The sequence below is a fragment of the Microbulbifer maximicatervae (SeqCode) genome (assembly GCF_052467955.1).
In genome coordinates this window covers 3272559-3286081 of record NZ_CP174329.1, presented here as the reverse complement: position 1 = coordinate 3286081, position 13523 = coordinate 3272559, and the positions used below count along the sequence as shown (strand labels likewise).

The window sequence follows — 13523 nt, the reverse complement described above, 5'->3', positions numbered from 1 at the left end:
CCGCCTAATTCATTCAAGATATCCACAACCTGCACGTGAAACTTCTAACTATTATGGCTGTATAATCTGTACTTTCTAGAGTTCAGCCTTTTCCCAACAGGTTTGGCGGATTATACTTTTTCTTGATGGGTGTCCACGGTTGTATATCAGAAAGTTTGTTAAAGAGTTAAAGAGTTAAAGAGTTAAAGAGTTAAAGAGTTAAAGAGTTAATGGATGTTGGCATTATCCTGTATGTGGTAGCCTTGAGTTGGGGGCTCCTGCTTACTTAGAGGATGGTAGTGGCTCTTTTCAGATATGTAGCTGCGGATTTGAGTTTGGTTTCGATGATGAACCATCGGCATCCGGTACAAAAATTGACTCTGTCATTGGTAATTGGGAAGTTAAAAGGCATCGTAAGTTACGATACTTATCTTCCAAGTCCGATCAATATAAAGAACTGCTAACAAATTTAAGATGTATCGGTATTGAGCTAAGCACATAGTAAAAGCATGTATCTCTGCCCCCATCGGGTGATTCCGGCGATGTGTATCTTAACTGGTCCTGCATTTCATCTAAAATAGAAAGTGGAGAAGACCTTTAACGTTTGTGTTCAGTAACTTGAAACGAACTATGCAGCTTATCGAACCAATAGTTGAATACATAGGTATATATCACGATATATATCACCATGACTATCTCAAGCATAAATGCTTCTAGGATAGTCAGATTAAAGCCCCAGGCGATTACTGGCAACGTCAGTACCAACATACCCCCTTCAAACAATAACGCATGCATGGCTCTAACGATAAATGTCTTCTCCGGGTTTTTACGTATATTCAATAAGTACCAGTCAAAAGCGTGATTGAAAACCATATTCCAGACCAGCGCAAACAGTGATAGTCCAGCCGCAAGTACTAGCGATTGGTGTACCTTCAGATCAAACACTGGCACCACCAGTAAGCCACCTGTCAGCAGCAGAAAAAACTCGTAGGAAATCGCATGGAATAAACGATTCTTCAATGATTTAGTCATCAGCCATACTCACTCTGGTTGAGAAAATATGCCTGAATGATATATAGTTATTTTAGGTGGGATAAGTTAGATACTATACCTTGAACAGATAGGTTGGGCGCGTGGCAGTTTCTATTGAGCAACTGGAAGCATTTGTAGCAACCGAGCAGGCTGGCTCGTTCTCAGCGGCTGCACGTAAATGTGGAAAGGCGCAGTCGGTAATCAGCTCACTGGTATCGAATCTGGAAGTTGACTTGGGAGTCAATCTATTTGATCGAAGTCAGCGATACCCGCGATTGACGGACGCAGGTGAGTCACTGCTGGAACGCGCACGGAATCTTATCGAGCAACGCGAGCGTTTGATGGCGATCGCACAGGGGTTGTCTCTGGATGTCGAGGCCCGGTTGACGTTAGCTATTGCCCAGCATGTGCGAATTAAAAACCTGGGTGGACTCTTTCAAGAGTTTCAGACCAAATATCCAAATGTTCAAATTACGCTCAGAGCGGGAAGTGTTCAGGATGTACAGACCTGGGTCGAACGGGATGTGGCCCAACTCGGGATTATCACGCAGCAAGAAGATGTGCCCACTGGATGTGATTTCAGAGCCCTGGGCCATCTGAAGCTCACTGGCGTCGCCTGTGCTGAGCACCCGATAGCACAACTTACTGAAGTAACCTGGGAAGACCTGAAACAATACCGTCAAATCTTATTGCAGGAGTTTGAGATATCCAGCCAAACTCGCTGGCTGGTGTCTCCCGACGTGTGGAGTGTGTCACGTGTCGATGATGCACTTGACCTTGTCAACGCCAATTTGGGCTGGGCAGTATTGCCACTACACGTGGTTGCGAAAGGGATAGCGGCGAAAAAACTGATACAGCTCCCGCTAGTATTTGAGCAGGAGAAAGAGTTGTCACACGGTGTAGATATTATCTGGTCCAGTAAGCGTCCACTGGGTCCTGCAGCCACTGACTTGATGAAGCGGCTGAGCACAGAGGACGCAATACTGAACAAGGATCAGTCGCTATGAAGCGTTTGACAGACCTCGGGCAAAATCTGTGATAGTTGTATCTGGCTTACCTAACACCTGCCAAGTTTTTTGACTCACTGGTTGCTCCTTTAGCTGTTCTACGTAAGTCAGCATATGTTCCATAAATACTGCCTGTTCTTCGGGCAGTCCCATTTCTGCAATGGCTGCGATAGGGTGAACGGCAATTTCTGTTCCCGGAGAATATGCCTCTACGAACGTTCTGGCCGCCTCTGGTAAAGACATACCTTCTGTACCCTGAACTGAAAAACTCTGGTTGTAGGCCATCTCATTACCGATAGCATTACCGATCATCTCTGCCAGGTCTGTTGTATTGGTGTAGTAGATAGGGTGGACATGATCGCCGATGATAGAAAATTGACCGTTCTCTATAAATGTGGGGAAAGAGTCCAGGAAGAACGAGCAGAAGAAGAAGGTGAAATCAATGCCCGAACTTTTAATGGCCTCTATCCCTGGCTTACGGATTACATTGGTCTTGTACTCAAGCCCCTTGTCCGCAAACTCTGGGTGGAGATAATCAATACCAGCAATCTGCATGATGTGTTGCACACCATTGATCTTTGCAGCCTCAACGATATTAATCACTCCTTCACGTTCAGTGTGAAAGGGTAAGCTAGGGTCAAGTGACGTAGTATTCAGGGTAATATAAAGCGTTTTGGTACCAACCAGTGCCGAGACCAAGCTCTCTTTGTCCGAGACATCTGCTTCGAGAAGCTGGATACCCTCCGGGAGGATAGTGCGAGCGCTAATTACGTCCCTCACGATCGCAGTTACCTTTACACCTTTTTGATCCAGTTTTCGTGCTACCTGACGACCTAAATGACCTGTGGCGCCAATAATCGTAATAGTTTTCTGCATGATTCAACCTTTAAAGTAATGAATGAAGTAGCCCATACTTTGCCTAAGGTCTAAAAAATCTTACAGTTATGTACCATCTATCAAACAGATACTACGAAAGTTTTCGCTGCATCAACGTATCTAAGCGACCGACAGGTTTTAGGGGGTAATTAACTTAAAGTGGGCCATGACTGACTACTCTCCAGTCTAAATACTAAAATATCGTCTGCATCATATTTGAAATTTGTGATTTCGCCTTCTGATTAAATGATCACCTAATTTGGGTGGCGGGTGTCATCGGGTATTGGTATTCAGTTTATTTTGCTAATCCATTTATTATTAATGTATGGCAAGTATTCCATTCGCTATAGGTTTCTTTACCACATAGCAAGTCTCTTAGAATAACTAGCGTCCATTTATCGCCAAATACATCCAGTCCATTCAAGATAGGGCAATCGGAACGGATAAGTTGATCGTCAGGGCTCATACACGCACACTTATACATAAAAAATGAAATGGTAGACTAGTGACTTTAATTTCATAAGCAATGGTGGAAATTCATGCCCAAAATATCCGGAGAGTGTTTGTACCGTTTTATTAGTTATAATTGCTCCGAAGAGCCTGTAATGGCGGGGCATGGCCAATGTACAGATTGCCAGAAAGTTAGTGTCGCAGGGCACATTTCAGATATTGCTGTTCCTCGCGGAATTTAATCATAAACGGTGATCTTGCGTTTCATGAGAAGCAGGCGGATAGTAGAAATACAGCAAGGAGGGGTTTTTGTCCTCGCTCCGGTTCGCATAATTATGCAGAAAACAGTGGTATGCCGTGGTTAGAATTTGTCCATGCCGGAAGTCTTCATGATTTGGAGTAATTCAACCCTACGATGATCGTATATGAAAGTAGCGGCGAACCTTGGGATTATATGGGCCCAGATTTACAAAGATTGAAAAAGTGCCAAAGATGTGATTGTAGTCACTCTGGCTAGAGGCCTACAAGACAGTTCGAGCTATGTCTAGTGGGTGCTTATTACGTTCCTGCTTGTTTGAGATTGTTATTAAGCGGCGTTTTATACAACGTTTGAAGATTTGTATTTCTACGAGTAAGCCTGCATAAGATGCCATAAAGGCTTTACCCCTCGAGAGAATCAGTCAATGAGAAATTTAGCCATATTGATATTTCAAACTCTTGACGGTGTAATGCAAGCACCCAGTATACCCGAGGAAGATTTTTCCGGCGGCTTCCGTCATGGAGGTTGGGCAAAAGATTGTTGGGATGACGTTATGGAACAGGTTTCAAAGGAGGCAATGAAGGAACCGTATGACCTACTATTAGGACGTAATACATATAATTTGTTTGTCTCAAATTTTGCCAGTGCCGAACCTGATAATCCAGTAGCAGACAAATTAAATCTGGCAAAAAAATACGTGGTGACATCAGGTGCTGATGACCTAACATGGAATAATTCATTCAAACTAAAGGGCTCTAATACAGCTGTAGAGGTCGCCAAAATTAAAGAAATAGATGGGCCCCTGTTACAGGTTCACGGTAGTTGGCAATTAGTGCAGTTACTTCTTAAGCATAACTTGGTAGATGAACTTAGACTTTGGACCTTTCCAGTAGTTGTTGGCGAAGGAAAACGCTTGTTTGAAAACGGTGAAATTTCGTCGAAATACAAACTTATAAAATTTGCGACGTGTCCTTCAGGAGCCTTTATGCACTTCTATCAATCACTAGATCGCAGTGCAGTATGAAATTTTACTTAGATAGACACTCACTCGTATAGTCTCTGATGCAAGGCAATATATTTCTTTTCGGGTTGAGTAATTTTCGCGGTTAACGCAAAAGTGAATCCACAGAATGACCAGTGATGCAAATGGCACTCGACGAGATTAAAGAGCACATTGAGCTATTTGCAAACCAAATGCAAAATGATGGTTTAATCGACGATGAAGATTTTAGGTAGAATATTTCATACCATATCCATTCGAATAGATTGTAGAATGGCAGAAATCAGATTGGTAAAATCGATCAAGATTTACACAATGAGTTGTCTAAAACCCCAATCGACTTCATCCCTTTAGGTTAAAAGGCATAATCGGTCAATGCATCAGCCGGTAAACAATGCAGTTACTGACTTAGGTGTTTGTGCGATATCTGTATCTTACTGTCTAATACAGTTTTATCTTCTATTGATAAGACTCGGCTGGAGTTTCCTTCCTTGAAGAGTATGTTCTCAACACCTTCCAGTGTCTAGTTCTTATGAGAGCGGTAAAGATGCCCTGCTCTTTGTAACGTGAGCGCCACCTGGAGACTGTCTACCCCATTGTCTGGCTCGATGCTATCCATTACAGGATCAAGGAAAATGGTCGTTATACCAGCAAGGCCATTTACACGATTCTTGGCCTCAATATAGAAGGTAAGAAGGAGTTGCTGGGACTCTACCTGTCTGACCAGGAAGGCGCACATCACTGGCTGAGTGTTCTGACCGACCTCCACAACCGTGGGGTCAAAGATATCCTCATTGCTTGTGTTGATGGCCTGCTGGGTTTCCCTGAGGCCATAGAGAGTATCTACCCCAAGACCGAGATCCAGCACTGCATCATCCACCAGATCCGCAACGAGAACGGCTTACTTAAACTGTTGTACGCCGGTATACTCAAAGCCTCTGAGCGCTGGACGCATCCGATTCAAAACTGGAATTTAACGCTGTCCCAGCTGACGATCCACTTCCCAGAGCGCTTGGAAAAACACATCAGCCTATGAGGCTATTTAATTTAACGACGCTCGAAACTTTCTAAGTGTTGCAGTATTATTTTTAAATCCTCGCTTTTTTCCAGCCTCCACATCCACGGTATTGCTACATCTGCACTCCCAACCTTCGTGCTATTTTCCCAATTTTGCACAACATCAAGAAATGTCTCATAATCTATTTGGGATCCGTATGCATTATTCACAATTATTTCATTGCAAAACTCACTAATCGAATGGAACCTAATGGATTCACTAATGAGGATTATTGCTTTGCCGAATGCACGATAAATCTCGTCATTTTTACCAGCATCAAATTTGTTCTCAACCAGAGAAAGACTAACTACGGAGCTATGAAAACTAGATAGACCAATTAAATTGTCAGGATGGTACAGTCCCTTAGGCGGTTGCTTAACAATTCCACAATCATCGTAAGTTCCGTCCATACGTAAAGATACATAACTTTTATCTGCAAAAATCCCAGACTTTATGTAGTTTAAATAATAAGCATTTCCTCCTTGGTCTTTACAGCTAAAACCTCCAAGGTAAAGATCGTAAGGATCTAAATAGAAATTTACTTTTCTCTTTCCTGCTCCATCACAATTCATCTCAAGTTGGACGACAAGGAAGTCTTTGGGGTCAGAAAGTACAACTTTAGCCTGTGCTCCAGCAGAATGTCCAACTTTAGCCTGTGCTTCAGCCTCTGCTGCAGCCTCTGCTTTAGCCTTTAGGATATCTTTTCTGCGCCGTGTCACTTCCTCTCTCAATTCCTTTAGATCGTTAAAGTAGTTGATCGCATCAACTCTTACAGTCATATGTTTCATGGTAAAATATACTTAACTCGAATTAATGGCAGCCACATTAACAAACTAAAAAAGTGCAATAAATCACACTCAACCACACCTAATCACACTCAACCACACCTAATTACACTCACTTACGCTCGAAACATGGGTATAGAGCTAGTGCCTTACCCAGCGGGAATTTGGGTAGCACTTGCGGAGAGTGCTCATCCAGCCAGCACTTAAAGGTGGTCATAATGGGATTGGATTCTTGCTGTCGTAATTCATGCCTTTGTTTCGATGATAGATGGTTGTCTTTGGCTTTGCGTTCAACCGGCTAGAGCATCCTTCAAGGCTCCATCCTTTCCCCATAAATGTACTGTTGTGGTATTTGTTGTTTTCATCATTCTGGTTTATTCCTTTTCTTGAGTTTACTTACAGGGGCCCTCGGGGTAGCAAAATGTTTTTTCTGGCCATTTGCGAGAGAGATGGCTGTGTCGCGGTCGGGACGGGCTCATCCCCTGGCCCTCTTCCGTTGCTTGCCCTGGTTCGTGGCAATTTACGCGTGCGCTCACACTGGATGAGGGGCTGGAGAGAGTTTTTGCTGCCAAATAATCTAGACACGTCAGAGAATCTTATTAACCTCATATCTCTGCTTGGGGTAATATTTCTAGAATTAACGAAAGACCGTTACTATAAGGGGTGCTACTGGAGCAAAAGTAAAGAATATGGGCATCTTGCGGAACATTTTGAATACATCTCTGTAGACTTGCAGTCGGGAGTTTGCGTTATAAGGCTTTGCATGGGGCCTATTCAGCCAAACCGGCTATTCAGTAAGCCCAATAATACAACCGGTATCAACTACATCTTTATTTCGCAATACTATTGAGTAGCCCTTTAATCGACGTATCTACACTGGTGACTTGGTGGTTAATTTATCGTAGTCTTGACTGACAACTGATTAGCACCAAATTCACTCTGAGCTAATCAGAAGTTCCCTAGGATTTGAAATGGAACTATTGCCAAACGAAACTGTGACACATAATAATTAAGGCGGTGACAATCCTATGTTAAGTTTTGAATTTAATACCACAAAATCGATTATAAATAGTCCTGGCGGGTTAAATAAAATTAGTGAGATATGTGACCAAATAAATATAACTAAGTTGTTAGTAGTCACTGATCAAGGTATTGTAAATTGTGGCTTGGTTGAGAAACTGAAGGAGCAATTGCATAGTAAATTTGCGACCATTATCTATGATGGAGTTAGTGCTGATCCTAAAGAGCAGATCGTATTGTCGGCAGTAGCCTTAGCAAAGCAGCATAATGTTGATGGTGTAATTGGATTTGGTGGTGGCAGTTCAATGGATACCGCTAAAGTTGTTGCCGTAATGATGGATTCTCAGCAATCTCTAGAACAGCTATATGGGCTTGAACGAGTTCAAGGAGGTCGCGTACCTTTGGTTTTAATACCTACCACTGCTGGCACCGGTTCAGAAGTAACACCCATCGCGGTTTTAACAACAGGAGAAACCACCAAGGATGGCATCGTCTCTAAACAATTATTACCAGATGTTGCCTTATTAGATGCACAATTAACTCTAGGGTTACCAGCTCATGTGACTGCTGCAACTGGCATTGATGCCATGGTGCATGCCATAGAGGCATATACGTCTAAGCATAAAAAAAATGTCTATTCAGATATGCTAGCTAAGCAGGCGTTGCTATTGCTATCAAGAAATATAGAACAGGCTACACATCATGGCGAAGACATAGAAGCAAGACAAAATATGTTATTGGGTGCCTGCCTTGCAGGTCAAGCTTTTGCCAATGCACCAGTTGCCGCTGTACATGCTCTAGCTTACCCATTAGGGGGGCATTTTCATGTACCTCATGGATTAGGTAACTCGTTAGTATTGCCACATGTAATGCGCTTTAATCAGAGTGATACAGCCAAGCTCTATAGTGAATTGGCGCCATATATTTGTGAGCACATAAATACGTCTCAATCAGATCAAAAAGTGTGTTCTGATCTTATTGTCTTTATTGAGCGGCTAATTGAACGATTAAAATTACCCCGGACCTTAAAGCAATTTGATATTGGCGAGCATCATTTAGAGATGCTCGCCACTGATGCAATGCTACAAACTCGCTTACTAATCAATAATCCGAAACCTCTATCTCATGATGATGCACTCCTGATTTATCAGGCTGCTTATGAGGAGGCTTTGTGAGTAAGCAGGCTGTGTTACGTACAGATTATTTTTATTTTGAAGAGTTAACTACCAGATGGATGGATAATGATGTGTATGGGCATGTAAATAATGTAGTTTACTACTCATATTTTGACACCATTGTGAACAGCTTTTTGATTAATAAGGCTGAATTAGATATTAAAACCAGTGAGAACATTGGTTACATAGTCAAATCTGATTGTAATTATTTGGCCAGCATTTCTTACCCTGAAAAAATACTTGGTGCTTTTAGGGTTAATAGAATAGGCAATTCTTCGGTGGAATATGGTGTCGCGATTTTTAAAGAAAATCAAGAAAATGCATGTGCACATGGCTCTATGACGCATGTCTTTGTTAATCGCCATACCGAACAGCCGACAAAAATTTCTGGTCAATTGTTCAAGGCATTACAAAGTGCATCATTTGGTGCTGGTTAACTTTTTAGTCGATAGGGTTGGGGGTTATACTTTTTAATTGGTTGGTGTCCAGGATTACTCTTTACACTGATGGCCTATTTTCGTTCATCCGGTTATGAAGATGAATGGGAAAAGGTAACTGATAAAATTAGAGTATACAGATTGCAGTAACGCTCACTATTTATTGAACTCAGTTGATCGTCCCAGCTAGTGTTGGTTTTTCACTTATAGAGGGTGGGGAGTTACTTTCTGATACATGTGTAGATAAATATAGGATTGCGACATTTCCCATCATAGAAATAGTCTGCGCTCAAAGGTGCCACTATGATGATGAAAGAGGGGAGGAGGTTTGGGTGGGGGCCCCTCCATTGTAAATCTGCTCCCACCACCTTTCAGTGCTTACTTTTTGTTCTCTTTTGATACGCGCATAGATCCCTTCACGATAGGGGGGGAGGGATTTGGGGGCGCGAATGCCTATCTTTACTTTATTTCCCTTCACTTCCAGCACTGTGACTGAGACATTCGTTCCAATTCTTAGATTCTCGCCTGTTCGGCGCTTTAGGATCAACATGTTTTCTTCCTACCGATACTCAAGCCGTGGGTGAGCATTCCTTGGTAGGGAAGCTTTGTAAGTGATGATTGTTGGAAGAGTGGTGTGGGGCGCCGGAGTGGTGAGCGCAGAACAGGAAATAGGGTACCAAGCTTAAAGAATAGCTTCCAGCTGATGACTTTATATATCATCGGGTTGACGCGCTTTGGAATCATAGAGAAGCGTGATATATAGATGTAGCTTTTGAATTAATTGTTAGGCGCATAGGAGATACAATTGACTGAAATAGCGAATGGTTCCTGTAACTGCGGATCAGTAAATTTCAGAATTAGCGTAATCCCTGAAGATGTATATATATGTCATTGCTCTATTTGTCGCAAAGCTACAGGTGGAGGCGGAATAGCCGTAACGGTGATTGCTAATGAAAGTTTTGAGTGGGGTTCTGGTCAAGACCATATGAAAACATGGATAAAGCCAAATCATGATTGGCAAACAAGTTTTTGTTCAGAATGTGGATCATCCTTACCTGGGAAGAACGATGATAAGGCTATGTACGTTCCTGTAAGCTTGCTTGACACTGGCTTTGAGAGGCTAAAAGTAAAGCAGCATTTATTTTTGGATTCAAAAGCAGTTTGGGAAGAGGTTGATGAAAACAGCTCTGCCTAACAAACTGCTGCTTTATTCGACAATACTTCGCGCACTTTGTGTTGTACGCTAAGCTAACACAAAGCAGCGTCATTTAGATGGCAGCTGAGCAATACACTAGGCAAACCCATGAAAAGAGTTCTTATACTGCTAATTGTCATTGAATGCTCACTTTTGGGTTGTGCTTCCAAAGTGCAGAAATATCCTGAAGTGGAAGAAGAAGAGCTTTCACCAGCAGTGATTGTTGCTGTTCCTTTAAAGGGTAGATACTTGCAGCAGTTTGAAGAGTGCACGAAGGAGAATGTTATATGCCTCGATCCTCCGCCACAAGTAATTAGTTATGTGGTTATTGATCAAATCTTTGGAGAAGAGTTGCCGCAAAGAATTGAGGTGGCAACAACAGGGCATTTTGGGCTACAGAGCTTTGATTTCAGGTCACACAAACCTGAAATCATACTTATTGGCTCCCAGTCTAATTCACATATATTACCTAGATATCACCGTATGCCATTAGCCAAGCTTATTAACGGCGACCTTGCAATTCCAGTGTACGAAAAGGAAGACCTGTGGTGGTTTCCTTGCTCTATTTATGAACAGATAAGGCCACTAAAGTATCAGGAAAAAGATCGAGAGCTAGCTATACCACTAGAGGATACGTATCCTAAGATTCAAGAATCAAAATATGTAAGACTTGAGGGAGGATTCTATTTTCCTACTCACGGCGTACCGATCTCTAGCTTAAAAACTTATCTCGAAACCAATAAGTTTGAATTTAGAGAATTTAAGTGTGAGAGTGTCTAATACTTGCTAAGTGCACAGTAGCTGGATAAGAAAACATTATTTGTAACTTACTATGAAGCAAATATCTATTGGAATTATAATTTTGTCGTTATTGAGTATTGCTTACTCATTTTCTATTCCTGCATATACCAATGAGGAAGAGTATCACAGAAAGTATATGGCACTTGATTGGCAGGAACTAGGTGGTAGCAATGCGTCAAATCAGTTTTATAATTTACGAAACGAGTATCTTTCTCCGAAATACCGGTATCAAGATTACGGGTTTACTTTTCTTATACTAGGTATAGCTGTTTTTACTCTTTTTAGAAAGGGAGAACTAATTAATGCACCATCTTCTAAAGGAAGAATAGCGCTAATTGGTTTTTGTGCGGCTACCCTAACCGTAGGAGCGAGTGTTGGTGATATCTTCCTTGAATTTTGTCGTGGTTCATATCCTTGGTGGGCTGACTCGATAGGAATACCGCTTATGAGTATCCCTTTCCTGGCAATTATATTGTTTGGCTGGGCACTACTTAACTTACTAGCCATGAATGGCAAATTCAAAGTGGGCGGAATAATTTCATTCAAGAAAATTAAGGGGTCTAATTATTTTTACTTGTTCTTGCTGGTTATAACTGCGGTCATCGTAGCTCTGTGCGTCGCTGAAGCTTACTTTTGGATGGTTCTACCCAGCTTATTGTGGTTATATTTTTACGCTTCACTATGGGCAGGAAGATATGCGGCTAACAAGTTAGGTCAGTAGGATGCCGAAACCAGATTCTCAACTTAAATAAGTTAGTACGATAACCGCGGCGTAAAATACCGTTGCCTAATAAGGCGGATCTTCTATAGAGATTGGGGTTCTATTGGGGCCTCTTTCCATAGAAAACTCTCCTCACTGCCTACTTTTTGTCCATTTTAAATGCGAGTATCGAATTGTTCGCGATGAACGGGAGGGGACCAGGGGGCATGGAATCTAAGCTGTACTTGATTTCCTTTCACTTCTAGCACTGTACTCGAGATATACGCACCAATTGATAGGCTTTCGCCGGTTTAGTGATTAGGGAGCCGCCCTATTTGTTAGGTACCCAGATTTTTTTCAAGTATGATGGCCTTACGAGAGGGCACTTAAGTGTCCGAATGAGATTGGACCTTTTGGTATTTCTCTACCAGACGAATAAGCTAGAGCTGAAGATTAAGTTAAGTAAGGAAGTTTCAGAGTGAATTTTCGTAGACTCATGATTGTATGTATTGGATTAGTTACTTTGACTAGTTGTGGTTCGAGTCATGTTAAGCATGTTTCTATGATTCAGGTAATTAGTAATCCATCTAGCTTTAACGGCGAGGAAATTCTAGTTAGAGGATATTTACGTATTCGTAATGAAAGTAGAGCTTTATTTCTAAGTAAAAGTTTAGCAGAAGGTCGATTAACAGAAAATTCAATTTGGGTTCATGAGTCTGAAAAGACAGTATATGGGGGATCGATAGGCCAGGACAAAGATTCTGCTCTTGAATTGGAGAGTTATGATAGAAAATATGTTTTAGTTAGAGGGATATTTGATGCTGGTGATAGGGGGCATGGGGATGCATTTTCGGGCACAATTCATGCAAAGGAAGTAGTCAACATGTTGGAAACTCTAGCCTCTAAACAAAGTAGAGTACATGGGAATCGCCAAGTACAAGAGTAGTTACTTCCTAAATACTGACAGACCAAGGGGGTGTGGGAAAGCCTATGCTCCCTTAAATTGGAGCAAGGCAATACCAGGTTTTAATTAGCACGTATCTTGCTTGATGTACTTTCCCAAACTTCTTCAAAACCATTAATAAGCATGTAGCCAGAAAATTTGTTAAAGAGTTTATGCATCCAGAACTCTATATCAGTAATTCCCTCTATGACTTTTTGCTCTTCATTATCTTTGATTGCTAAGTCTGTCATTTCCCAAAATGATTCTGTCAATGAGGTTGCCATTTCGTTCGAATTAATTTGTATTTTTGAATTTATAAACCCTTCAAGAAGTTCATCATTCATTTCTTTAGCGTAATGTAGAGCGAGGCTTTTAGCATCAGACTCAGATTCTTTAAATTTAAGCACTTTTATAAGCCTCCAGCTGCAGGTCTGACATGATGGCCATTCTATCGGATATAGGTCAAAGTTTGAAAACGAGTTCATCAACTTGCATACGTTCTGTCACTGCCCGTAAATAATGAGCAGGGTTATCAGGGGCTTATACAAATTTCATCCCGGAAGGGATATGCTGACTGTCTTCTATAATCCAATAGTCCCAGTTAACTTTAGTTCTCTTTTCTTAAAATCTGCCTAGAAATCCCATTGTTGAGACAGCATGCTTAACCGTTGAAGAGAAAGACAAACCGTGCTCGTCACGGGGTTCAATCCACATAGGATCTGAATTTGAGAATTTGTCGTCACAATGCCTAACCCCTTTACTTATCCCGCCTCTACCATGTGAGCCTTCCTTATATAATAGCTTCAT

12 protein-coding genes and 4 pseudogenes are annotated in these 13523 nt (G+C 41.7%); 9 read left to right on the top strand and 7 right to left on the bottom strand.

Annotation, left to right across the window (positions count from 1 at the left end; translation table 11 throughout):
- Window positions 1–576: 576 nt before the first annotated feature.
- Window positions 577–1011 (bottom strand): PACE efflux transporter, encoded by a 435-nt coding sequence (locus ACJJI5_RS14115; RefSeq protein WP_445354395.1) that lies wholly within the window; start codon window positions 1009–1011, stop codon window positions 577–579.
- A 101-nt stretch (window positions 1012–1112) separates the two neighbouring features.
- Here ACJJI5_RS14115 and ACJJI5_RS14110 point away from each other — a divergent pair, with 101 nt between their 5' ends.
- Window positions 1113–2018: a LysR family transcriptional regulator gene (locus tag ACJJI5_RS14110; protein ID WP_445354394.1), complete on the top strand. Its 906-nt coding sequence runs from the start codon at window positions 1113–1115 to the stop codon at window positions 2016–2018.
- On the opposite strand, the gene ACJJI5_RS14105 is transcribed toward ACJJI5_RS14110, so the two are convergent.
- A complete protein-coding gene (locus ACJJI5_RS14105) occupies window positions 2013–2894 on the bottom strand; it encodes an SDR family oxidoreductase (RefSeq protein ID WP_444897079.1) in 882 nt (293 codons plus the stop codon). The genes ACJJI5_RS14110 and ACJJI5_RS14105 overlap by 6 nt on opposite strands.
- Before the next feature lie 1133 nt (window positions 2895–4027).
- Here ACJJI5_RS14105 and ACJJI5_RS14100 point away from each other — a divergent pair.
- Together ACJJI5_RS14100 and ACJJI5_RS14095 are read left to right on the top strand one after the other, a co-directional pair.
- On the top strand, window positions 4028–4627 hold the full coding sequence (locus ACJJI5_RS14100; RefSeq protein WP_445354393.1) for a dihydrofolate reductase family protein: 600 nt from the start codon (window positions 4028–4030) through the stop codon (window positions 4625–4627).
- Window positions 4628–5168: 541 nt separating this feature from the next.
- Window positions 5169–5639, top strand: a pseudogene (locus ACJJI5_RS14095) (transposase); the annotation flags it as partial.
- Window positions 5640–5650: 11 nt separating this feature from the next.
- On the opposite strand, the gene ACJJI5_RS14090 reads toward ACJJI5_RS14095, so the two are convergent.
- Complete coding sequence (locus tag ACJJI5_RS14090; RefSeq protein WP_445354392.1) at window positions 5651–6448, bottom strand: ribosome-inactivating family protein; 798 nt, start codon at window positions 6446–6448, stop codon at window positions 5651–5653.
- Window positions 6449–6557: 109 nt separating this feature from the next.
- Window positions 6558–6728: pseudogene (locus ACJJI5_RS14085) on the bottom strand (IS66 family transposase); the annotation flags it as partial.
- Window positions 6729–7473: 745 nt separating this feature from the next.
- Between ACJJI5_RS14085 and ACJJI5_RS14080 the strand changes: the two are divergent.
- Window positions 7474–8640 carry an iron-containing alcohol dehydrogenase gene (locus tag ACJJI5_RS14080; RefSeq protein WP_445354391.1) on the top strand — a complete coding sequence of 389 codons (1167 nt, stop codon included), beginning with the start codon at window positions 7474–7476 and terminating at the stop codon, window positions 8638–8640.
- Window positions 8637–9077: an acyl-CoA thioesterase gene (locus tag ACJJI5_RS14075; protein ID WP_444897083.1), complete on the top strand. Its 441-nt coding sequence runs from the start codon at window positions 8637–8639 to the stop codon at window positions 9075–9077. Before ACJJI5_RS14080 ends, ACJJI5_RS14075 begins: the two co-directional genes overlap by 4 nt.
- Before the next feature lie 379 nt (window positions 9078–9456).
- Here ACJJI5_RS14075 and csrA read toward each other — a convergent pair.
- A pseudogene (gene csrA / locus ACJJI5_RS14070) lies at window positions 9457–9627 on the bottom strand (carbon storage regulator CsrA); the annotation flags it as partial.
- A gap of 255 nt (window positions 9628–9882) precedes the next feature.
- On the opposite strand from csrA, the gene ACJJI5_RS14065 reads away from it, so the two are divergent.
- From ACJJI5_RS14065 to ACJJI5_RS14055, 3 genes are all read left to right on the top strand, one after another.
- Entirely contained in the window at window positions 9883–10272 is a 390-nt protein-coding gene (locus ACJJI5_RS14065; RefSeq protein WP_445354390.1) for a GFA family protein, read from the top strand.
- Window positions 10273–10380: 108 nt separating this feature from the next.
- Window positions 10381–11052 carry a hypothetical protein gene (locus ACJJI5_RS14060; protein ID WP_445354389.1) on the top strand — a complete coding sequence of 224 codons (672 nt, stop codon included), beginning with the start codon at window positions 10381–10383 and terminating at the stop codon, window positions 11050–11052.
- A gap of 52 nt (window positions 11053–11104) precedes the next feature.
- Window positions 11105–11794: a hypothetical protein gene (locus ACJJI5_RS14055; RefSeq protein ID WP_445354388.1), complete on the top strand. Its 690-nt coding sequence runs from the start codon at window positions 11105–11107 to the stop codon at window positions 11792–11794.
- A 155-nt stretch (window positions 11795–11949) separates the two neighbouring features.
- Here ACJJI5_RS14055 and ACJJI5_RS14050 read toward each other — a convergent pair.
- Window positions 11950–12069, bottom strand: a pseudogene (locus ACJJI5_RS14050) (carbon storage regulator CsrA); the annotation flags it as partial.
- A gap of 266 nt (window positions 12070–12335) precedes the next feature.
- On the opposite strand from ACJJI5_RS14050, the gene ACJJI5_RS14045 reads away from it, so the two are divergent.
- Window positions 12336–12719, top strand: coding sequence for a hypothetical protein (locus ACJJI5_RS14045; protein WP_444897088.1), 384 nt, complete (start codon window positions 12336–12338; stop codon window positions 12717–12719).
- Window positions 12720–12799: 80 nt separating this feature from the next.
- Here ACJJI5_RS14045 and ACJJI5_RS14040 read toward each other — a convergent pair whose 3' ends face one another.
- Window positions 12800–13123: a hypothetical protein gene (locus ACJJI5_RS14040; RefSeq protein ID WP_445354387.1), complete on the bottom strand. Its 324-nt coding sequence runs from the start codon at window positions 13121–13123 to the stop codon at window positions 12800–12802.
- Window positions 13124–13523 lie beyond the last annotated feature (400 nt).

Coding starts and splice junctions, on each gene's coding strand:
- ACJJI5_RS14115 (WP_445354395.1), bottom strand. CDS start 1,011: ATGACTAAATCATTGAAGAATCGTTTATTCCATGCGATTTCCTACGAG.
- ACJJI5_RS14105 (WP_444897079.1), bottom strand. CDS start 2,894: ATGCAGAAAACTATTACGATTATTGGCGCCACAGGTCATTTAGGTCGT.
- ACJJI5_RS14100 (WP_445354393.1), top strand. CDS start 4,028: ATGAGAAATTTAGCCATATTGATATTTCAAACTCTTGACGGTGTAATG.
- ACJJI5_RS14090 (WP_445354392.1), bottom strand. CDS start 6,448: ATGAAACATATGACTGTAAGAGTTGATGCGATCAACTACTTTAACGAT.
- ACJJI5_RS14080 (WP_445354391.1), top strand. CDS start 7,474: ATGTTAAGTTTTGAATTTAATACCACAAAATCGATTATAAATAGTCCT.
- ACJJI5_RS14060 (WP_445354389.1), top strand. CDS start 10,381: ATGAAAAGAGTTCTTATACTGCTAATTGTCATTGAATGCTCACTTTTG.
- ACJJI5_RS14055 (WP_445354388.1), top strand. CDS start 11,105: ATGAAGCAAATATCTATTGGAATTATAATTTTGTCGTTATTGAGTATT.
- ACJJI5_RS14045 (WP_444897088.1), top strand. CDS start 12,336: ATGATTCAGGTAATTAGTAATCCATCTAGCTTTAACGGCGAGGAAATT.